Source organism: Pseudomonas sp. KB_15 (genome assembly GCF_052114525.1).
In the GTDB taxonomy this organism is placed as follows: Bacteria; Pseudomonadota; Gammaproteobacteria; order Pseudomonadales; family Pseudomonadaceae; genus Aquipseudomonas.
In genome coordinates this window covers 131,975-152,500 of record NZ_JBFREX010000010.1, presented here as the reverse complement: position 1 = coordinate 152,500, position 20,526 = coordinate 131,975, and the positions used below count along the sequence as shown (strand labels likewise).

General features: G+C 58.9%; 14 protein-coding genes, 2 tRNA genes and 1 other annotated feature (1 of these 17 running past the window's edge). Of the genes, 8 read left to right on the top strand and 8 right to left on the bottom strand.

Annotated elements, in window-relative coordinates; translation table 11 throughout:
- The 3 genes from AB4Z35_RS12665 to mrdA all read left to right on the top strand — a co-directional run.
- A tRNA-Ile gene (locus AB4Z35_RS12665) sits at positions 1-21 on the top strand; it begins 56 nt to the left of the window's first position.
- Between the two features lie 9 nt (positions 22-30).
- Positions 31-106: transfer RNA gene (locus tag AB4Z35_RS12660), tRNA-Ala, on the top strand.
- 239 nt (positions 107-345) lie between these two features.
- Positions 346-3,139, top strand: a sequence feature (most likely nonfunctional fraction of RNA operon).
- Positions 3,140-3,290: 151 nt separating this feature from the next.
- A complete protein-coding gene (gene mrdA / locus AB4Z35_RS12655) occupies positions 3,291-5,183 on the top strand; it encodes a penicillin-binding protein 2 (protein ID WP_442097355.1) in 1,893 nt (630 codons plus the stop codon).
- A gap of 40 nt (positions 5,184-5,223) precedes the next feature.
- Here mrdA and AB4Z35_RS12650 read toward each other — a convergent pair whose 3' ends face one another.
- From AB4Z35_RS12650 to AB4Z35_RS12615, 8 genes are read right to left on the bottom strand one after another with little or no spacing between them, the layout of a single operon-like run.
- Positions 5,224-6,354 carry a glycosyltransferase family 4 protein gene (locus AB4Z35_RS12650; RefSeq protein WP_442097353.1) on the bottom strand — a complete coding sequence of 377 codons (1,131 nt, stop codon included), beginning with the start codon at positions 6,352-6,354 and terminating at the stop codon, positions 5,224-5,226.
- Positions 6,355-7,485, bottom strand: a complete 1,131-nt coding sequence (locus AB4Z35_RS12645) for a glycosyltransferase family 4 protein (protein ID WP_442097351.1) — start codon at positions 7,483-7,485, stop codon at positions 6,355-6,357. It abuts the gene before it with no gap.
- Positions 7,469-8,842 (bottom strand): glycosyltransferase family 4 protein, encoded by a 1,374-nt coding sequence (locus AB4Z35_RS12640; protein ID WP_442097350.1) that lies wholly within the window; start codon positions 8,840-8,842, stop codon positions 7,469-7,471. Before AB4Z35_RS12640 ends, AB4Z35_RS12645 begins: the two co-directional genes overlap by 17 nt.
- Complete coding sequence (locus AB4Z35_RS12635; RefSeq protein ID WP_442097348.1) at positions 8,839-10,098, bottom strand: ABC transporter ATP-binding protein; 1,260 nt, start codon at positions 10,096-10,098, stop codon at positions 8,839-8,841. The genes AB4Z35_RS12640 and AB4Z35_RS12635 overlap by 4 nt, the downstream gene beginning before the upstream one ends.
- Complete coding sequence (locus tag AB4Z35_RS12630; protein ID WP_442097346.1) at positions 10,098-10,895, bottom strand: ABC transporter permease; 798 nt, start codon at positions 10,893-10,895, stop codon at positions 10,098-10,100. The genes AB4Z35_RS12635 and AB4Z35_RS12630 overlap by 1 nt, the downstream gene beginning before the upstream one ends.
- A complete protein-coding gene (locus tag AB4Z35_RS12625; protein WP_442097344.1) occupies positions 10,896-12,338 on the bottom strand; it encodes a mannose-1-phosphate guanylyltransferase/mannose-6-phosphate isomerase in 1,443 nt (480 codons plus the stop codon).
- 3 nt (positions 12,339-12,341) lie between these two features.
- A complete protein-coding gene (gene gmd, locus AB4Z35_RS12620) occupies positions 12,342-13,313 on the bottom strand; it encodes a GDP-mannose 4,6-dehydratase (RefSeq protein WP_007988274.1) in 972 nt (323 codons plus the stop codon).
- A complete protein-coding gene (locus tag AB4Z35_RS12615) occupies positions 13,310-14,224 on the bottom strand; it encodes a GDP-mannose 4,6-dehydratase (RefSeq protein ID WP_442097366.1) in 915 nt (304 codons plus the stop codon). The genes gmd and AB4Z35_RS12615 overlap by 4 nt, the downstream gene beginning before the upstream one ends.
- Positions 14,225-14,648: 424 nt before the next feature.
- Between AB4Z35_RS12615 and AB4Z35_RS12610 the strand changes: the two genes are divergently transcribed.
- Genes AB4Z35_RS12610 through AB4Z35_RS12590 form a run of 5 tightly spaced genes read left to right on the top strand, consistent with a single transcriptional unit; the run spans position 14,649 to position 20,479 of the window.
- On the top strand, positions 14,649-16,337 hold the full coding sequence (locus AB4Z35_RS12610; RefSeq protein WP_442097341.1) for a glycosyltransferase: 1,689 nt from the start codon (positions 14,649-14,651) through the stop codon (positions 16,335-16,337).
- On the top strand, positions 16,331-17,635 hold the full coding sequence (locus AB4Z35_RS12605) for a glycosyltransferase (RefSeq protein WP_442097339.1): 1,305 nt from the start codon (positions 16,331-16,333) through the stop codon (positions 17,633-17,635). Before AB4Z35_RS12610 ends, AB4Z35_RS12605 begins: the two co-directional genes overlap by 7 nt.
- Positions 17,632-18,498: a class I SAM-dependent methyltransferase gene (locus AB4Z35_RS12600; protein WP_442097337.1), complete on the top strand. Its 867-nt coding sequence runs from the start codon at positions 17,632-17,634 to the stop codon at positions 18,496-18,498. The genes AB4Z35_RS12605 and AB4Z35_RS12600 overlap by 4 nt, the downstream gene beginning before the upstream one ends.
- Entirely contained in the window at positions 18,495-19,652 is a 1,158-nt protein-coding gene (locus AB4Z35_RS12595) for an acyltransferase family protein (RefSeq protein ID WP_442097335.1), read from the top strand. Before AB4Z35_RS12600 ends, AB4Z35_RS12595 begins: the two co-directional genes overlap by 4 nt.
- Positions 19,646-20,479 carry a class I SAM-dependent methyltransferase gene (locus AB4Z35_RS12590; protein WP_108232001.1) on the top strand — a complete coding sequence of 278 codons (834 nt, stop codon included), beginning with the start codon at positions 19,646-19,648 and terminating at the stop codon, positions 20,477-20,479. The genes AB4Z35_RS12595 and AB4Z35_RS12590 overlap by 7 nt, the downstream gene beginning before the upstream one ends.
- Positions 20,480-20,526 lie beyond the last annotated feature (47 nt).

Sequence of the window (20,526 nt, the reverse complement as noted above, 5' to 3'; positions counted from 1 at the left end):
CGAATCTGCCCAGACCCACCAATTTTGTATGGGGCCATAGCTCAGCTGGGAGAGCGCCTGCCTTGCACGCAGGAGGTCAACGGTTCGATCCCGTTTGGCTCCACCATAAACTGCTTCAGATGTCTGAGAGTTTAGAAATGAATATTCTRRARYGAATATTGATTTCTAGTCTTTTGATTAGATCGTTCTTTAAAAATTTGGGTATGTGATAGAAAGATAGACTGAACGTTACTTTCACTGGTAACGGATCAGGCTAAGGTAAAATTTGTGAGTGGCTCTTTGAGCACAATCGAATTTTCGGCGAATGTCGTCTTCAYAGTATAACCAGATTGCTTGGGGTTATATGGTCAAGTGAAGAAGCGCATACGGTGGATGCCTTGGCAGTCAGAGGCGATGAAAGACGTGGTAGCCTGCGAAAAGCTTCGGGGAGTCGGCAAACAGACTTTGATCCGGAGATGTCTGAATGGGGGAACCCAGCCATCATAAGATGGTTATCTTGTACTGAATACATAGGTGCAAGAGGCGAACCAGGGGAACTGAAACATCTAAGTACCCTGAGGAAAAGAAATCAACCGAGATTCCCTTAGTAGTGGCGAGCGAACGGGGACTAGCCCTTAAGTGGCTTTGAGATTAGCGGAACGCTCTGGAAAGTGCGGCCATAGTGGGTGATAGCCCTGTACGCGAAAATCTCTTRGTCATGAAATCGAGTAGGACGGAGCACGAGAAACTTTGTCTGAATATGGGGGGACCATCCTCCAAGGCTAAATACTACTGACTGACCGATAGTGAACTAGTACCGTGAGGGAAAGGCGAAAAGAACCCCGGAGAGGGGAGTGAAATAGATCCTGAAACCGTATGCGTACAAGCAGTGGGAGCCCACTTTGTTGGGTGACTGCGTACCTTTTGTATAATGGGTCAGCGACTTATTTTCAGTGGCGAGCTTAACCGAATAGGGGAGGCGTAGCGAAAGCGAGTCTTAATAGGGCGTCTAGTCGCTGGGAATAGACCCGAAACCGGGCGATCTATCCATGGGCAGGTTGAAGGTTAGGTAACACTGACTGGAGGACCGAACCGACTACCGTTGAAAAGTTAGCGGATGACCTGTGGATCGGAGTGAAAGGCTAATCAAGCTCGGAGATAGCTGGTTCTCCTCGAAAGCTATTTAGGTAGCGCCTCATGTATCACTGTAGGGGGTAGAGCACTGTTTCGGCTAGGGGGTCATCCCGACTTACCAAACCGATGCAAACTCCGAATACCTACAAGTGCCGAGCATGGGAGACACACGGCGGGTGCTAACGTCCGTCGTGAAAAGGGAAACAACCCAGACCGTCAGCTAAGGTCCCAAAGTTATGGTTAAGTGGGAAACGATGTGGGAAGGCTTAGACAGCTAGGAGGTTGGCTTAGAAGCAGCCACCCTTTAAAGAAAGCGTAATAGCTCACTAGTCGAGTCGGCCTGCGCGGAAGATGTAACGGGGCTCAAACCATACACCGAAGCTACGGGTATCAYCTTCGGRTGATGCGGTAGAGGAGCGTTCTGTAAGCCTGTGAAGGTGAGTTGAGAAGCTTGCTGGAGGTATCAGAAGTGCGAATGCTGACATGAGTAACGACAATGGGTGTGAAAAACACCCACGCCGAAAGACCAAGGTTTCCTGCGCAACGTTAATCGACGCAGGGTTAGTCGGTCCCTAAGGCGAGGCTGAAAAGCGTAGTCGATGGAAAACAGGTTAATATTCCTGTACTTCTGGTTATTGCGATGGAGGGACGGAGAAGGCTAGGCCAGCTTGGCGTTGGTTGTCCAAGTTTAAGGTGGTAGGCTGRRATCTTAGGTAAATCCGGGATYYYAAGGCCGAGAGCTGATGACGAGTTACCCTYTGGGTGACGAAGTGGTTGATGCCATGCTTCCAAGAAAAGCTTCTAAGCTTCAGRTAACCAGGAACCGTACCCCAAACCGACACAGGTGGTTGGGTAGAGAATACCAAGGCGCTTGAGAGAACTCGGGTGAAGGAACTAGGCAAAATGGCACCGTAACTTCGGGAGAAGGTGCGCCGGTGAGGGTGAAGCAYTTRCTGCGTAAGCCCACGCCGGTCGAAGATACCAGGCCGCTGCGACTGTTTATTAAAAACACAGCACTCTGCAAACACGAAAGTGGACGTATAGGGTGTGACGCCTGCCCGGTGCCGGAAGGTTAATTGATGGGGTTAGCTAACGCGAAGCTCTTGATCGAAGCCCCGGTAAACGGCGGCCGTAACTATAACGGTCCTAAGGTAGCGAAATTCCTTGTCGGGTAAGTTCCGACCTGCACGAATGGCGTAACGATGGCGGCGCTGTCTCCACCCGAGACTCAGTGAAATTGAAATCGCTGTGAAGATGCAGTGTATCCGCGGCTAGACGGAAAGACCCCGTGAACCTTTACTATAGCTTTGCACTGGACTTTGAATTTGCTTGTGTAGGATAGGTGGGAGGCTTTGAAGCGTGGACGCCAGTTCGCGTGGAGCCAWCCTTGAAATACCACCCTGGCAACTTTGAGGTTCTAACTCAGGTCCGTTATCCGGATCGAGGACAGTGTATGGTGGGTAGTTTGACTGGGGCGGTCTCCTCCTAAAGAGTAACGGAGGAGTACGAAGGTGCGCTCAGACCGGTCGGAAATCGGTCGTAGAGTATAAAGGCAAAAGCGCGCTTGACTGCGAGACAGACACGTCGAGCAGGTACGAAAGTAGGTCTTAGTGATCCGGTGGTTCTGTATGGAAGGGCCATCGCTCAACGGATAAAAGGTACTCCGGGGATAACAGGCTGATACCGCCCAAGAGTTCATATCGACGGCGGTGTTTGGCACCTCGATGTCGGCTCATCACATCCTGGGGCTGAAGCCGGTCCCAAGGGTATGGCTGTTCGCCATTTAAAGTGGTACGCGAGCTGGGTTTAGAACGTCGTGAGACAGTTCGGTCCCTATCTGCCGTGGACGTTTGAGATTTGAGAGGGGCTGCTCCTAGTGCATTGGAACCACCTGATCCCATCCCGAACTCAGCAGTGAAACGATGCATCGCCGATGGTAGTGTGGGGTTTCCCCATGTGAGAGTAGGTCATCGTCAAGATTAAATTCCGAAACCCCAATTGCGAAAGCAGTTGGGGTTTTGTTTTTGGCGTGAAAAAACAGGAGCGGCCCATTCAAGGTCAATTGTGAAAAAAATCACACAAACCTGACTCCACGGTTTTGCTAAGGTGCAGCTCATTTTTAATGGACTGAGTCTGCGCCCACGGATCGGCATTCTTTTCAAAGAGTTGCTGCACAAGTGCCTGAACCGATAGCGATCAAGGACCACGAAAAAGAAACACGCCTGGTCAACAAGAGACTCATGGCTTGCGCCTTGTTCGTTGTCGCCATTACCTGTGTTCTGGTGGTACGCCTGTATGTCCTGCAGGTCGTCGAGTTCGACTATCACTCGACCATCTCCGAAAATAATCGCGTACATGTCCTGCCGATTACACCTACCCGCGGATTGATCTACGACCGCAACGGCGTACTCCTTGCGGACAACCGCCCCAGCTTCAACCTGACCATCACTCGTGAGCGCGCCAGCGATGTCAACGCCGAGCTGGACGAGGTGGTCAATCTCCTGCACTTGCCCGCTGAAGACCGCTCGCTGTTCGACAAGGCGATGAAGCAGGCACGTCACCCCTTCGTACCCGTGACGCTGTTCTATGAGCTGAGCGAAGAACAGATTGCCGTACTCGCCGTCAACGAGTTCCGCTTGCCGGGCATCGATGTCGAGCCGCAGTTCGTGCGCCATTATCCGTTCGGCGAGCACTTTGCTCATTCGGTCGGATACGTCGGTCGTATCAACGAGAAAGAATCAAAGGCTCTGGATACGGTCGAGTACCGAGGCACCCAATCCATCGGCAAGACCGGGATCGAAAAGTTTTACGAATCGGAACTGCATGGCCACGTGGGTTACGAGGAAGTCGAAACCAACGCCCAGGGCCGGGTATTGCGAGTACTCAAGCACACCGATCCGGTGCCCGGAAAAAACATTGTACTGAGCCTCGACGTCAAGCTCCAGGAAGCCGCCGAGCAAGCCCTGGGCGATCGTCGTGGCTCCGTAGTCGCGCTCGATCCGTCGACCGGTGAAGTGTTGGCCATGGTCAGCAACCCGAGTTTCGATCCGAATCTGTTCGTCACCGGTATCAGCTCCAAGGAGTACTCCACGCTACGGGACTCCATCGACCGACCGCTGTTCAACCGTGTGCTGCGCGGTCTCTATGCGCCGGGTTCGACCATCAAGCCGGAAGTGGCAATCGCCGGCCTCGATGCAGGTGTCGTCACGCCACAGACCCGTGTGTTCGACCCCGGTTATTATCAATTGCCGGATGTCGATCACAAGTACCGCAACTGGAACCATAGCGGCGATGGTTGGGTGGATATGGATGCGGCGATCATGCGTTCCAACGACACCTACTTCTATGACCTCGCACACAAGCTCGGTATCGATCGCCTGCACGACTACATGGCAATGTTCGGACTCGGTGAGAAAGTCTCTCTCGATATGTACGAAGAATCCCCCGGCCTGATGCCATCCCAAGCCTGGAAGCGCGCCACGCGTCGTCAGGCATGGTTTCCGGGCGAGACGGTGATTCTCGGTATCGGCCAGGGCTACATGCAGGTCACGCCGTTGCAATTGGCCCAGGCCACGGCGCTGATTGCCAACAAAGGGGTGTGGAATCGCCCGCACCTGGCCAAAACCGTGGACGGCGTCGCGCCGGTGGATGAGCATCCAATGCCGAACATTCTGCTCAAGGATCCTCGCGACTGGGAACAGGTCAACCATGGCATGCAGATGGTGATGCATGATGCTCGCGGGATTGCCCGGGCCGCCGCCGCGGGGGCGCAGTACCGCATTGCCGGCAAGAGTGGTACCGCGCAAGTGGTGGCGATCAAGCAGGGCGAACGTTATAACCGGGAGAAAACCCGCGAGCGTAACCGCGACAATGCCTTGTTCGTCGGTTTCGCCCCGGCCGAGCACCCGAAGATTGTGATTTCGGTAATGATCGAAAACGGCGAGGCGGGTGGACGCGTCGCCGGACCGGTCGTCCGGGAGATCATGGACGCCTGGCTACTCGATCGGGAAGGGCACCTGAAGCCGCAGTACGCAGCGCCGAGCAAGGCGTCGGGCGATCCTCACGTCTGAACCCTCATGGCTTCACAGCACAGGCTCACGGCCGGTTGCATCAAGCGTAGGCGAGGTTTTTTTCTTCCAGCAATTCCTCATACAAGGCCGCCCATTTGCGACCCATTTCGTCCGCAGTAAACAGATTCTGATAACGGGCCTGCGCCTTCTCGCCCATTTGCGCCGCCAGCACCGGGTTTTCCCAAAGCGTGCGCATCGCCTCGCGAAACGCCGCTGGATTGCTCGGCGGCACCACCAGCCCGGTCTCGTTATGGATATTGATGTAACTGGTGCCCGTGCCAATCTCACTGGAGATCATCGGTTTGCCATACATCGCGCCTTCGAGCAGCGAAATGCCGAAGGCTTCGGAGCGCAGGTGCGATGGGAACACGATGGCGTAGCTCAGTTGCAGCAGCGCTACTTTGTCCTCGTCCCCCAGACGCCCGAGGAAGTGAACATTGCGTAAACCCAAGGCGGCCGCCTGGGCATGCAGCTCTGCTTCCATTGGTCCGGCACCGACAATCACTGTCGGGTAATCCAGGTCCTTCAGGGCGTCGAGCAGGATGTGCAAACCTTTGTAGTAGCGCATCACACCCACAAACAGAAAGAACTTATCGCCAAGCTTTTGCCGCCAGTGAGCCGTTCGATTGCTGCCCGGCTGTGGGTAACCTGTCTTGTTCAATCCATAGGGGATCACTCGGGTCTTGTGCTGAAACTGTTGCAACACATCACTGGTGTGCAGGTAATTGGGCGATGCAGCGACGATCCGGTCGGCGCTGTGCAGAAAGCGATTCATCAGCGGCCGGTAAAGTTTGAGCAGGTGTTTCTGGCGGATAATGTCCGAGTGGTACGTCACCACGCAGGGTTTGTTCAGGCTGCTGGCGAAATGCACCAGGTCCATGAACGGCCAAGGAAAGTGGTAATTGACCACGTCGGCCTCGGCTGCCAGCTCGCGAAACTGTTTGAAGACGCTCCAGGAAAACCCTGTGGAGGCGAACTGAATGTCGAGTCTGGCTCGTTGGACTTCATGTTGAGCGATCTGCATCACCGGCGGTGTCGGATCGGCACTGAGTGTCAGCACCTTGCCTTCAACGCCGTGCAGGGCACCGCTTTCGCACAACTGGAAAATCACTTGTTCGATTCCGCCGACCGAGTCAGGCAGGTACGTCTTGAAAAAATGCAGAACCCGCATTCAACCTCCCATTGCCTGGCGGTAAGCGCTGGCCGTGACCTGCGCGCAGYGTTCCCAGGTAAAAAGTCTTGCCTGTAGCAATCCGGCTTCCCGGCATGCCTGCCAATGCGCTAGATCCTCGATCAGACGACTCATTGCATCGCGCAAGCCGTCGGTTTCATCCGGTTCAACATAGTTACCCGCAGAGCCTGCCACTTCGGGCATGGCCGAACGTCTGGTCAGAATGACCGGCGTGCCGCAGGCCATGGCCTCCAGCACCGGCAGGCCAAAACCTTCGTAAAGCGACGGAAAAATCAATGCCCGGGCACCGGCCAACAGCTGAGCAACGTGCTCGTCAGGCAGATAGCCCAGCAAACAGACATGACCGCCAGCCAGGGCCTGGTGCAATTCTTCGCTGAACTGCTCGCGCTGCCAGCCGGCCATGCCGACGATCAGCAATGGAAAACGCTGACGGACTGATTCCGGCAATCGGGCGTGGGCGCGCAGTGCGAGCGACAGATTCTTGCGCGGTTCCAGGGTGCCGACACAGAGGAAGTATTCCCGCGCCTCGACGCCATGGGTCTTGAGTACGGCGTCGATAGCCTCGGGGGACCGCGGGTGAAAACGTGCGGCTACACCCAGCGGCGCGACAACAAACCGCTCCTTCGGTAGCCTGAAATGTGCCTGGGCTTCGTCAGCAATGTATTGCGAGTCGGTAAGAATCAGGCTTGCCTGGCGCACGCCGTCGGCCACGCGCCGTTCGATTTCTCGCAAGCGCGCCGGTGGCTGCGTTTCGGGATAGTGCAGGTGAGTCAGGTCATGCAGGGTGATGACGGTCGGGCCGTCGAAAGACAGCGGCCACAAACTGGGTTCGTGGTAGAGGTCGATGGCTTGCGCGCGGCCTTGATCGAAGCGTTTCTGCTCCAGCCACCGTCGGGCCTGATAGGCCCCCGGAATCTGCCGCAGCAATGGCGTCAGTCGGGAATAACCGGGCATGGCCGCTTCAGGCAGCACAGCACTCCAGCCCCAGCCATGAAACAGCGCCAGTTCAATATCCGGTTCGCCCGCCAGGGCGTTCGCCAGTTCGGCAACGTAGTGGCCGATGCCCGTGCGCGGGGCCTGGAGGATGCGGGCGTTAAGGGCAATTCGCATGCTGACTCTCAGGCACCTTCGCATCGCTGTGCAGGTTGCGCTGGATGCGTCCGACCAGTTGCGCACTCGCCTCAGGCCAGCTCAGCCAATGCCAGTTATCCAGGTTGAGGGGCGCGGGGAAGGCGCCGCCGCTTTCCATGTCAATGACCAGGTCGGCCAGGTTCTGTGGGTCAGCGAGGTCGAAGTACGCCATGTACTCACCGCCGATTTCGCGGAACACCGGGATATCGCTGGCCATGGCCGGCAGGCCTCGCTGCATGGCTTCGACCAGCGGCAAACCGAACCCTTCGACGTAGGAGGGGAACACCAGCGATGTCGCATGGGAATAGGCGTGTTCCAGGCTCTTGTCCGTGAGGGTGTTGAACATGAACAGACGCTGGTTCAATTGTGGATGCTGGCGGATACGCTCGATCAGCGCCTCGCACTTCCAGCCAATCTTGCCGACGATGCACAGCCGGGCCTTGGACCCGGCCGCCCAGGCGCGTTCGAGCGCGTCCAGCAAATACGCATGGTTCTTGCGCGGCTCGATGGTACTGACCATCAGGAACACCGGGTCCGGCGTCTTGAACATCTGCAGCAGCCCCGGGTCGACGGCTGAACGGGTATCGGTCAGGTCGAGTTCAGAGCCGAGGTGAAAGTAGTCGAACCAACGTTGCTGCACCTGCCTGGAGCCGATCCTGCGGGTCATCTCCTGGCGAACCTGGTCACGGATGGTGGTCGAGATCGCGACGTAGCCATCGGCGGTGCGGGCGATCCAGTCGAACCATTCGTTGAAGACCTTCACCAGCCCGGCGTCGCAGAACTGCGGGTGGGTCAGGGGAATCAGGTCGTAGATCACCGAAATGATGCCGACCCCGTCACGCTTGAGTTGCTCGGCCAGGGGGAAGAAGTTGGCGTGCCAGGACGAATCCAGCAGCACCAGTTGATCGCCGGCGCGATGCTGCAACGGCACGCAGCGCTCGGGGACCTGGTCCTTGAGTACCCGATCGAGCATGCGCATCGGCAGGCTCAGGCAGGCGAACGCGGTGAGGCGACAACCGACATAAAGCACCCGGCGGGCGAACTTCGATGTGCTGAAAGGGCGGCGCCGCTCCAGTGCGCGATGACGCAGCCAGTACAGATTGGCGAACTGTTCGAGCTTCACCCGCAGGCTCATCAGGTCCACTTTGACGGTCGGCAAGGGCGCCAGGCTTTTCACCTCGAACAACGCGCCATTGAGCATCACCACCGGTATGCATTCACGCAGGGTGTCTGCGGCCGGCAATTGCTGGATTACATTACGAACGACCCGTTGAATGCCCGAGTTGGCTTCCGGGTGTTCGAATACGTAGGTACATTCCACCAACAGTCTGGTCATCGTGTTTCCCCAATGGATTCCACCCGATTCTCACTGGAACGGGTCACGCTGGTCTGCGCTTCGAGCCAGGAGCACCCTACGAAGTCCTCCTGGCGATTGTTGATCACGTGGAAGACCAGCCCGTAGTCACGCCATTCGAAATTGCGATCCAGGTGCGAATCCAGCCGCGACAGGCTCAGGGCCACCGAATAATTGCCCTTGCCCAGGCGCATGTCGAAGGCAAAACGGTAGGTGATGCGTTCGCCGGCACTCAGGTCGGTGAGGGCTTTGTCGACCCGGTGGGTATTGATGCCGTACATGGGCTGGCCGAGGCGATCCTTGATCATGAAACCGAGAATCAGCCGCTCGATGTCCTGGCGCACCTCGACCTGCACTTCCAGGACCATCGTCTGACCGACTTCTGCCACCTCCACCGAACGGCCTTTCGGGTCCAGCAGGCGGACACTGAGAATGCCCGCTTCGCCGGTACCGGAAATGGTCTGTACCTGCCCGTTGGCGAGCATTTCCTGGCGAACTGTCTGGCCCTCGCGCTGGGCGAGCATGGCGTTGTAGTAGTCCATCACTTCTTCGGGCTTGCCACGCATGGCCATGCGACCGTTTTCCAGGAGGATGGCGGTGTCGCAGATCGACTGGATCGCCGAGCGGTCGTGGGACACGATCAGCAACGTGGTGCCGGCCTTGCGGAAATTGCGGATGCGATCGAAGCTTTTGTGCTGGAAGTAGGCGTCGCCCACGGACAGCGCTTCATCGACGATCAGGATATCCGGCCGCCGTGCGGTGGCCACGCTGAACGCCAGGCGCATCTGCATGCCGCTGGAATAGGTGCGAACCGGATGGTCGATGGCCTCGCCGATTTCGGCGAAGCTCTCGATCTCTGGCATCAGCGCTTCGATTTCTTCCACTTGCATGCCGAGCAACTGGCCGGCCATGAAGGTGTTCTGCCGCCCGGTGAAGTCCGGGTGGAAGCCCATGCCCAGTTCCAGCAATGCCGCCACGCGACCTTGCAGCTGGATGGCGCCGCAGGTGGGCTGGGTGGTGCCGGTGATCATCTTCAACAGCGTGCTTTTGCCGGCACCGTTGACCCCGACGATACCCACGGCTTCGCCCGGCTGAATCTCGAAATCGACCCCCTGCAGCACCCAGTGCAACTGATGTCGGGTGGGGGAAAACGGCACCAGCCATTCGAACAGACGGCTCCAGCGATTCGGGTACTGCTTGTAGGCCTTGCCCAGGCCACTGACACGTATATGTCCCATCAGAGCTCGTCCACCATTTCACCGACACGCTGACGGAACAGCCGCAGCGCCATCCCACAGAACAACAGGCCGATCACCAGCAACGGGACCAGCGAGCTCCAGTCTGGCCACTGGTTGTAGAGAAACAGGTTCTGGTAGCTGTTCATCAGTGCCGTCATCGGATTCAGCCCGATAACGCGCTGGATGCCCGGCGGCAGGATCGACAACGGATAAACGATGGGTGTCAGCCAGAACCAGAATTGCAGGCAGATGCCGAAAAACTGCCCGACGTCGCGAAAGAATACGTTGAGCACGCCCAGAATCATCCCCAGCCCCGCGGCGAAGATCACTTGCAGGATCAGCAACGGCACCAGCGCCAGCAACGCCATGCCGGGCAGTCGCCCGCTGATCAGCAGGAAGCCGAGGAACAACCCCAGGATGATCGCGAAATTGATCCCGGCATTGAGCAGCACGATGACCGGCAGGCAGATGCGCGGGAAGCTGATTTTCTTCAGCAGGTTGGCGTTTTCCAGGAACATGCTCTGGCTGCGTGTCGTGATCTCGGCGAACAGTCCCCAGGTCAGCAGGCCCGCGCACAGGTAGACACTGTAGGCCAGCCCGTCATCCACGCCCGGCAAGCGGGCGCGCATGATGGTGGAAAAGATCACCGTGTAGACCAGGATCATCGACAGCGGATTGAGCACGGTCCACAAGGCACCGAACAGCGAGTTGCGATAACGCGCCTGAAACTCCCGTTTGACGCTGCCGAGGATGAAACCCCGGTAATTCCACAGCGATTGGTAAAGATTACGCAGCATTCAAACCGTCCTGCCGTATTGATCTTCGAAGCGGACGATGTCGTCCTCTCCCAGGTATTCGCCGCTTTGCACTTCGATGATCACAAGGTCGATCACGCCCGGATTCTCCAGGCGATGCTTGTGACCCGCCGCAATGAAGGTCGATTCGTTCTTGGCCACCAGGTGCGTGCCGGTGCCGTTGTTGGTGACCTTGGCCATGCCTTCGACCACTACCCAGTGTTCATTGCGATGGTGGTGCATCTGCAGCGACAACTTGGCGCCGGGCTTGACCACGATGCGCTTGATCTTGAAGCGCGGGCCTTCCTCGAGCACGGTATAGGTGCCCCATGGACGGCTGACCGTACGGTGCAGGCGATAGGCTTCGTGTTCTTTATCCTTGAGTTGCCTGGCCACCCGGCGCACATCCTGGGCGCGGTCGGCGTGGGCCACCAGCACCGCGTCGGCGGTGTCGACAATGATCAGGTTATCCACACCCACGGTCGCTACCAGGCGGTTTTCGCTCTGGACGAAATTGTTGTGGCTGTCGATGAAGATCGACTCGCCGACGGCACGGTTGTTTTGTGCATCCGCCGGTACCAGCGCGGCCACCGCACCCCAGGAGCCGATATCGCTCCAGTCGAAACGGGCTGGCACCACGACCACCTTGTCGGAGCGCTCCATCAACGCGTAGTCGATGGAGATGTCCATGATTTCGCCAAACAGGGCCGGTGACAGTTCCTGTTGCACGCTCTCGGCGTTTTCCACGGGAGCGCTGGCGGCCATGCAGGTTTGCGTCTGCTCCAGCAAAGTTGGCGCATGGGTTTGCAGTTCGGCCAGCAGGGTGGCGACCGAGAAGCAGAACATCCCGGAGTTCCACAGGAAGTTGCCGCTTTCCAGGTAATGAGTCGCGGTTTGCAGGTCGGGTTTTTCGACGAAACGCCGCACGTTGGCAGCGCCTTTATCGTCCAGTGATGTGCCGGCTTCAATGTAGCCAAACCCGGTTTCCGCAGCGGTTGGCACGACGCCGAAGGTCACCAGTTGACCGCGCCTGGCCAATGTCACGGCATGCTCGACCGCGTCCTTCAGTGCGTCGACATTGACGATCAGATGGTCGGCGGGCATGACCAGCATGATCGCGTCGTCGCCATGCAGGGCCTGGAGGGAGAGGGCGGCGGCGGCAATGGCCGGCGCCGTATTGCGACCCGTCGGCTCCAGCAGGAAATGCCCGCGATGACGGCCCAGGTGCGCGTCCCGAAAGTGATCCTTGCTCTGGAAGTAGTACTCGCGGTTGGTCACCGTGACGATATCGCCCCAGCCGTCGAGCAGGTCCGCGGCACGCCGATAAGTCTTGCCCAGCAGCGACTGGCCGTCAGGCAATGTCATGAACGGTTTGGGATGGCCTTCACGCGACACCGGCCACAACCTCGTCCCGGCACCGCCAGAGAGAATCACGGGAATCAGCATGGCCTACTCCTTGGCGACGCGTTTCATGTCCGCATCCATCATCATGCGGATCAAGGTGTCCAGATCGGTTTTTGGTTTCCAGCCCAGCACACGCTGGGCCTTGGCCGGGTTACCGAGCAGCACTTCCACTTCGGCCGGGCGGAAGAATGCCGGGTCGATCTTCACGTAATCGCGGTAGTTCAGGCCCACATGGTCGAAGGCAATCCGACACATCTCGCGCACGGTGGTGGTCACGCCGGTGGCCACCACGAAGTCGTCGGGCTTGTCCTGTTGCAGCATCAGCCACATGGCTTCGACGTAGTCCCCGGCAAAGCCCCAGTCGCGCTTGGCGTCGATGTTGCCCAAGCGCAGTTCCTGCTGTTTGCCCTGCTTGATCCGGGCGGCTGCATCGGTGACTTTGCGCGTCACGAACTCGATGCCGCGCAGCGGTGATTCATGGTTGAACAGAATCCCGCTGCTGGCGTGCAGGTTGAAGCTTTCGCGGTAGTTCACGGTGATCCAGTGGCCATACAACTTGGCCACGCCATAAGGGCTGCGCGGATAGAACGGCGTGTTCTCGTCCTGCTGCTCGGCCTGGATCAGGCCGAACATTTCGCTGGTGGATGCCTGGTAGAAACGCGTGTGCGGACTGAACTGACGGATCGCTTCGAGCAGGTGGGTCACGCCCAGGCCGTCGACGATGCCGGTGGTCACCGGTTGATCCCAGGAGGCCGCGACAAAGCTTTGCGCGGCCAGGTTGTAGACCTCGTCCGGCGCCGACTTGATCACCGCGCGCTGCACTGAACAGGCATCGGCCATGTCGCCGTCCAGGTAGACGATGTCCGCCTCGACCCCCATCTCACGCAGGCGCCAGCGCGAGTCGCTGCTGCGGCGCGCTACCAGGCCGTGGACTTTGTAACCCTTGTCGAGCAACAGTTTGGCCAGATACGCGCCATCCTGGCCGGTGATACCTGTGATCAATGCACTTTTAGTCATTCTTGTCGTACTCGCTTCTCCCAGTCGGACAGGATCGCCCGCAGGGATTGTTGTGTTGTGATTTCAGACTTCCATCCGGTGGTTTCGACCAGCCTGGCAGGGCTGCCACACACCCGACGCTGATCCGCGCGGCGAAGTCGCGCAGGGTCCTGGACCAGTTGCAGGTCGACCTGGGCAAGATCTGCCAGTTGTTCGATCAAGCTGCGAATGCTCTGCTCGCGCCCCGAGCAAATGTTGTAGACCTGCCCCGGCGTACCTTTCTCCAGCAAGGCCAGATAGGCCGAGACCACGTCTGCGACATCGAGGAAATCGCGCGTGACGTCGATGTCCCCGACCTCCAGTTGTGGCCCTTGCAGGCCTTGCTTGATCCGGCAGATCTGACGGGCGGCGCTGGCGATGACGAAGCTGTCTTTCTGCCCGGGGCCGATGTGGTTGAACGGACGGGCGACCAGTACGGGCCAGCCTTCGCTCAGGCCCCATTGCAAACTCAGGAACTCTGCCGACAGTTTGCTCACGGCATATGGATTGCGCGGGCAGGGAGGTTGCAATTCAGTGATGGGCAGATGGGCTTCAGTGACCTGGCCATAGACATCACCGGAGCTGACGTACAGGAACGTGCCGGTGAAGCCGCGTGCCTTGAGCGCTTGCAGCAGGTTCAGGGTGCCCAGCAGATTGATGTTCAGGGTGCGCGCCGGATCACGAAAGGCGTCCGGGACGAACGTCTGGCCGGCCAGGTGGATCACCGCGTCGGGCATTTTCGGCCACAAGCCTTCGAGGCTGTCCGGCGCGGCGAGATCGTAGCGGCAAGGAACAGGCAGAAGTTCCCATTCCGAGGCATCGGCCTGCAAGCGCGATTGGATGTGTTGTCCGACGAATCCAGTCAGACCCGTGACAAACARACGTTTTTTCAACAGCGACCCCCAGGTCATGCATTTCATCCATTCCTACAGGTTTAATTGAAGGGTCTCACGAACCAGCAGGATCGTTCGCAAAGACAGATGAAATGTTTGTTGTAGTTATTTGCTAGCCAATTTGTGCCATTTGTTCGGCAATTTCAACAAGTCCAATCGTGACTGATCAGTTCTCGTCAGCGTGGCCCGATTTATTCTCGCCGAGCGGTTCACGAACCCTCGATGGATGTGTTTAGAATGCCCCGCGTCACGATGTTCCAGAGTTCGGCAGTGTCGCTTCGAAACTGCGAGAAACTGACCACTAAAACAAGAACGAAGACGGGCAGGAAGACGGTGGACGAGCGCCAGTAAACACTGACTCGAACCGTGTCCTTCCCCGTCATGCCATGAGGCTGCCGGGATGGCGGCGTCACCGTGGGGTGCCATGAATTTTATTCTTTACTCCGACGTCAACGACAGCTCCATCAGCCAGAGTCTCGGCCGTCCCGAGTACAGTTACTACTTCGTACTCAAGGCGTATCGACCGCTCTTCGAAAGCCTCGGGCCGGTGCATGTGGTGTCATCGGCCGCCGAGGTCGATCCGCTGTATCGGCAGTTGCAGCAGGCCGGTCAGGACTGCCTGTTCATTTCGTTCGCGCCACCGCACAAGACTCCCACCGACTTGCAATGCCCGATGGTGTGCGTGGTCGCCTGGGAATTCGACACCATTCCCGCCGAGCACTGGGACAACGATCCGCGCCAAGACTGGAGCCAGACACTGGCACGTTTGGGGCGGGTGATCACCTTGTCCACCCATACAGCCGAAGCCATCCGCCGGACCCTGGGCGACGATTTCCCGGTGCTGGTGTTGCCGACGCCTTTGTGGGAACGCTTCGCCGACATTCGCCAGCAATATCCCGGTACGCCGGTGAACGCGGGCGCCACGTTGCAGATCAAGGGTTGCATTCTGGACAGTCGCTCGATGGGGTTGTCCGCCGATGGTTTGATCGCGCCGATCATCGAGCAACTGCCGCAGGAAATCGTCGAGCCCGAACCGGAGCCCGAGCCGGAGCCTGAACCCGAGCCTGAACCCGAAATCGTGCCTGAACCTGAACCTCCGGTGCCGCCGTTGACCCTGCGTCGACGCCTCTTCATTACCAGACATTACCTGCTGTTGTGGTATCGCGAAGCCGTTCGCGATCTGGTGCCGGATGCGGTTCGTCCATGGCTGGCCAGATTTCGGACGCCTCAACCGTTGCTGGTTGAACCCGCAGTGAGCGAAGCGCCCGTGGCGAATGAACCTGCCATCAGCGAAGCCCCTGTGGCGGATGAACCTGCCATCAGCGAAGCCCCCGTGGCGGATGAACCTGTCGTCAGCGAAGCCTCCGCGCAGGACGAGCATCCACAAGCGGCTTTCCCCGACACCAGCCAAACGGTCGAAATCGAGGTCGATGGCGTCATCTACGTGAGCGTGTTCAACCCCGATGATGGTCGCAAGAACTGGCATCACCTGATCACGGCGTTCTGCTGGGCACTGCGTGATGTGGAAGACGTCACGCTCGTGTTGAAGATGACCCAGAACGACCTGTCGACCTATTACGTCGAACTCATCACCTTGCTGTCCCAGCTCTCGCCCTTCGCCTGTCGCGTGGTGGTCATGCACGGTTATCTGCAGGACGAACAGTTCGCCCGGCTCTATGGCGCGGCGAGTTACTACGTCAACGCTTCACGCTGCGAAGGCCTGTGCCTGCCACTGATGGAGTTCATGTCGTGCGCCCGGCCCGTCATTGCACCGAACCACACGGCGATGCTCGACTATATCGACGAGCGTGTGGCTTTCATCGTCAAGTCCAGCCAGGAGCCGACGATCTGGCCGGAAGACGCACGCATCCTGTATCGCACCCTGCGCCAGCGGCCGGATTGGGGTTCGTTGAAAATAGCTTATGAGAACAGCTACGCGATGGCAAAAAACCAGCCGGACGCCTGGCAGGCCATGGCGGACGCGGCCAGCGAACGCATGCACCAATACTGCAGCTTCGCGCCGGTGCAGCAGCGGCTGGCGCTGTTCTTCAAAGAGGAGCCTGCCCGTGACGTTGTGCCGGTGATTGCCGAAACGGGGGTTGCATCGTGCTGATCATCATTCATTCGGAAACCAACAAGAGCAACATCCAGCAGAACCTGGGGCGGCCCGAGTACAGCTATTACTTCGTCCTCAAGGAATTCCGCCCGGTGCTCGAACGGCTGGGGCAGGTGATCGAGGTCAGCAATCCGGACGATCTGGTCGATCGGCTGTATTTCGATTGCCTGAGCCGGGGCGAAGACTGTGTGTTCCTGTCCTTCTCCCCACCGCATCGCACGCCGATCCACTACGCGTGCCCGACGATTCCGGTGTTCGCCTGGGAGTTCAGCACCATTCCCACCGAGAGCTGGCAGAGCGAACCACGGCATGACTGGCGAACGGTGCTGGGCGCCAGCGGGACGGCGATCACCCACTCCAGTTTTACCGTGAATGCCGTACGCGATGTGATGGGCCCCGATTACCCGATCAGCGCTATCGCAGCGCCTGTCTGGGACCGTTTTGCCGCCCGTGGCGAGCTTCTGGACACGCGTCCGGTCGTGGGCCCTACGCGCCTGAACCTGCGCGGGCTATTGATCGACAGTCGCACCACGGACTTGCGCCCCTACGGTCCCGAACGATTGCGCGAGGGCACACCGATCGCCTTCGACCAGCCGCCGCGCGACTGTGAGCTACTGCTCGAGGGCGTGGTCTACACCTCGGTGTTCAATCCCTACGACGGACGCAAGAATTGGAAGGACATGATCAGTGCCTTCTGCACCGCCTTCCGCGACACGCCCGATGCGACCCTGGTGCTCAAGCTTACGCACCATGACATATCCAACGCACTGAACGACATGCTGCACCACGTCTACAAGAATCAGTCTTATCAGTGCCGCATCGTGCTGATCCACGGCTATCTGTCCGACATCGATTACGAGCGCCTGGTCGAGGCCACCAGTTACGTCGTCAATTGTTCCTACGGCGAAGGACAATGCCTGCCGTTGATGGAGTTCATGTCCTGCGGCAAGCCGGCGATTGCGCCGCTGAACACCGCCATGGCCGACTACATCGACCGTGACAACGCGTTTATCGTCGACAGTACCGACGAACTGACATCCTGGCCCCACGATCCTCGCGCCGCGTATCGTACCCTGCGCTACGTCACGGACTGGGACTCGCTGTGCACGGCATTTTCCGCCAGCCATGACGTCGCCAGGCAGGACGTCGAGCGTTATCAACGGATGTCGGCCCATGCCGTTCGCAGCCTGCAGGGATTCTGCAGCCAGGCCGTTGCCGAACAGCGCCTGAAGGCGGTATTCGAGCAGTTGCTGGAGCAGCGTGATGCAAACTCCGTACAAGCGTCGGGCACATGATTCGGCGCCTGCTTGCGAAGTTGCGGCCTGCACCGGTAGAGGTCACCCCGCCGCAAACGCGGGTCTCGCCCCGTGATATCGGTTTGTACGATGCCCTGCTTGATGGCTGGTTTCTCGGCGACAGCGGCGAATTGCTCAAGGGGTTTGCCATCACCGCCGACGACACCTTGCTGGATGTCGGTTGCGGCGAAGGCGTGGCGACGTTGTTCGCGGTCCGCCAGGGTGCTTCGGTGATCTTCACCGACAGTGAACACGACAAGGTCCGCGAGCTTGCCCGGCAAGTGGCGGCACAGTCGGACAAACCGAACCTGGGGCTGGTCAGCAACAGTTTGCCGCTGCCATTGGCCGAGGGCTGCGCCAGCAAAGTCGTGTGCATGGAGGTGCTCGAGCACATCGACCAACCAGAACCCTTCATGGCCGAACTGGTACGCATGGGACGCCCCGGCGCACTGTATCTACTGAGCGTGCCGTCCCCGGTGGGCGAGCATTTGCAGAAAGGCATTGCCCCCGCCAGCTACTTTCAATCGCCCAATCACGTGCAGATTTTCAGCCCCGAGCGGTTCGCCGCGCTGGTGGAGGACGCGGGCCTGGTCATCGAACATCGCCAGGCCACCGGGTTTTTCTGGGTCATGGGCATGATTTTTTTCTGGGCCAGTGAACGGGCCGCCGGACGAGACCTGGGCGGTGCGGTACGCGACCGGATTCAGGCCCCATATCCGCCGCTGATGGAGAGCTGGGCGAAAACCTGGCAGGACCTGCTGGCACAGCCCGACGGGTTGGCGATCAAGCAAATGCTGGATCAGTTCATGCCCAAGAGCCAGGTGATCATTGCTCGTAAACCCTATGCCCAGGAGGGCGTATGAGTAACGACAAGCGGATCATGGACATCGAGTTGTTGCGCGGCATTGCGGTGCTCGGCGTGCTGTTTCATCACTTGCAGGACAGCCTGTTCGCGGCGGCTGTGCCGTTGCTGCAGACGATCACGCTGTACAGCCAGCCGTGGTGGGGCGTGGATCTGTTTTTCGCGATCTCGGGCTTCGTCATTGCCCGTAGCCTGATCCCGGCCTTGCGCCGCTGCACAACGCGTCAGGAATATTGGCAACAGACGCGCAATTTCTGGTTGCGCCGGGCCTTTCGTTTACTGCCTTCGGCCTGGTTATGGCTGGCGCTAATGTTGCTGGCGTGCCTTTTTCTCAACCGCTCCGGTGCGTTCGGCACGCTGCACGCGAACCTTCAGGCGACCCTGGCCGGCATCGCGCAATACGCCAATTTCCGTTTTGCCGACAGTTTTTATCGCTATGAGTACGGCACCAGTTTCGTGTACTGGAGCCTGTCGCTGGAGGAGCAGTTCTATCTGCTGTTTCCGCTGATGATCGTGCTGTTTCGCAAGCACCTGTTGTGGGCGTTACTGGCGTTGGTTGCGGTGCAACTGTTCACCTTGCGCACGCCGATCCTGATGGTGGTACGCACCGACGCGCTGGCCCTTGGCGTGCTGCTGGCGATGTGGAGTACGCAACCGTCGTACCTGCGCCGGGAGCCAAAATTCTTGCGTCGTCCATGGGCGGGTGTTGCCGCACTGATCACGGTGTCGCTGCTGCTCAGCTTCATGGCAACGGATCGTTTCACCTTCACTTCTTACCGGATCGGCGTGATTGCGGTGCTGTGCGCGCTGCTGGTCTGGATCGCTTCTTACAACCGCGATTACCTGTTGCCGCGCGGCGTGTTCAAAAACCTGATGACGTGGGTCGGCAGTCGTTCCTACGGGATTTACTTGATCCATATCCCGGCCTACTTGCTGGTTCGTGAATTCATTTTCCGATTACAGGCTGCCGGGCTGCCCAGTCCGGCTGGCCATCCGATTCTGATGTTGCTGATGGCTGGCGGTCTGATCGTGCTGCTGAGCGAGCTCAACTATCGCTACATCGAAATGCCCATGCGCAACCGCGGCGCTTCGCTGGTCAAACGCCTGGGCACCTCCCGAACAGCCGTCCCATCCTCTGGAGCCACCTCATGCTGAGCCTTTTGAAGAAACTCACGGCGGGCACGCCCGCGCCTGTGCAGCCAGAGACACCGCCCGCGTCGCCAGTGGCGGACAAGGTCGACCCCTATATGCTCGGCCTGCACGACGCGATGCTCAGCGGCTGGTTCAATCAGCAAACCGGCGAGCTGTTCAGCGGTTTCCCGGTAACCCCCGAGGACACGCTGCTGGATGTGGGCTGTGGCGACGGCGGCAACGTGCATTTCTGCGGGATGCGCGGGGCGAAGATCATCATCGCCGATATCGACGCGGCCAAGGTCGAAGCGACCCGCCAGCGCCTGAGCGATACACCGGCCCGCGACGTCGAATGCCATGTCACCGACTGCAACCCGCTGCCGATTGCCGATGCGACCGCCACGCGGGTGGTGTCGACCGAGGTCATCGAGCACGTGGACGATCCGGCGCAGTTCCTCGCCGAACTGGTGCGCGTCGGTAAGCCGGGTGCGTTGTATCTGCTGAGTGTCCCGCACCCCAGCTCCGAAGACCTGCAGAAAGATATCGCGGCGGCCGAGTATTTCCAGAAGCCCAACCACATTCGCATCATCAGCGAAGAGCAGTTCAAGGCCATGGTCAGCGATGCCGGCCTGGAAGTGATCAGCCACAGCCAGTACGGATTCTACTGGTCGATGTGGATGCTGCTGTTCTGGGAAGCCAAGGTCGATTTCAGCAACCCGGACCATCCGTTGCTCAATCACTGGGCGGACACCTGGCAGGCGATCCTGGCTTCGCCACGGGGTGCACAGATCAAGCAGGCGCTGGATGCCGTGGTGGCGAAAAGTCAGGTGATCATTGCGCGCAAACCCTGATTAGCCAGAGGTGGGAGCGACGGCCTGCAACAGGTCGTCCGGCACCG

What these genes read in the sequence shown, in the direction of transcription:
- AB4Z35_RS12650 (WP_442097353.1), bottom strand. Translation starts at nt 6,354, where the DNA reads ATGCGGGTTCTGCATTTTTTCAAGACGTACCTGCCTGACTCGGTCGGC.
- AB4Z35_RS12640 (WP_442097350.1), bottom strand. Translation starts at nt 8,842, where the DNA reads ATGACCAGACTGTTGGTGGAATGTACCTACGTATTCGAACACCCGGAA.
- AB4Z35_RS12635 (WP_442097348.1), bottom strand. Translation starts at nt 10,098, where the DNA reads ATGGGACATATACGTGTCAGTGGCCTGGGCAAGGCCTACAAGCAGTAC.
- AB4Z35_RS12630 (WP_442097346.1), bottom strand. Translation starts at nt 10,895, where the DNA reads ATGCTGCGTAATCTTTACCAATCGCTGTGGAATTACCGGGGTTTCATC.
- AB4Z35_RS12625 (WP_442097344.1), bottom strand. Translation starts at nt 12,338, where the DNA reads ATGCTGATTCCCGTGATTCTCTCTGGCGGTGCCGGGACGAGGTTGTGG.
- gmd (WP_007988274.1), bottom strand. Translation starts at nt 13,313, where the DNA reads ATGACTAAAAGTGCATTGATCACAGGTATCACCGGCCAGGATGGCGCG.
- AB4Z35_RS12610 (WP_442097341.1), top strand. Translation starts at nt 14,649, where the DNA reads ATGAATTTTATTCTTTACTCCGACGTCAACGACAGCTCCATCAGCCAG.
- AB4Z35_RS12600 (WP_442097337.1), top strand. Translation starts at nt 17,632, where the DNA reads ATGATTCGGCGCCTGCTTGCGAAGTTGCGGCCTGCACCGGTAGAGGTC.
- AB4Z35_RS12595 (WP_442097335.1), top strand. Translation starts at nt 18,495, where the DNA reads ATGAGTAACGACAAGCGGATCATGGACATCGAGTTGTTGCGCGGCATT.
- AB4Z35_RS12590 (WP_108232001.1), top strand. Translation starts at nt 19,646, where the DNA reads ATGCTGAGCCTTTTGAAGAAACTCACGGCGGGCACGCCCGCGCCTGTG.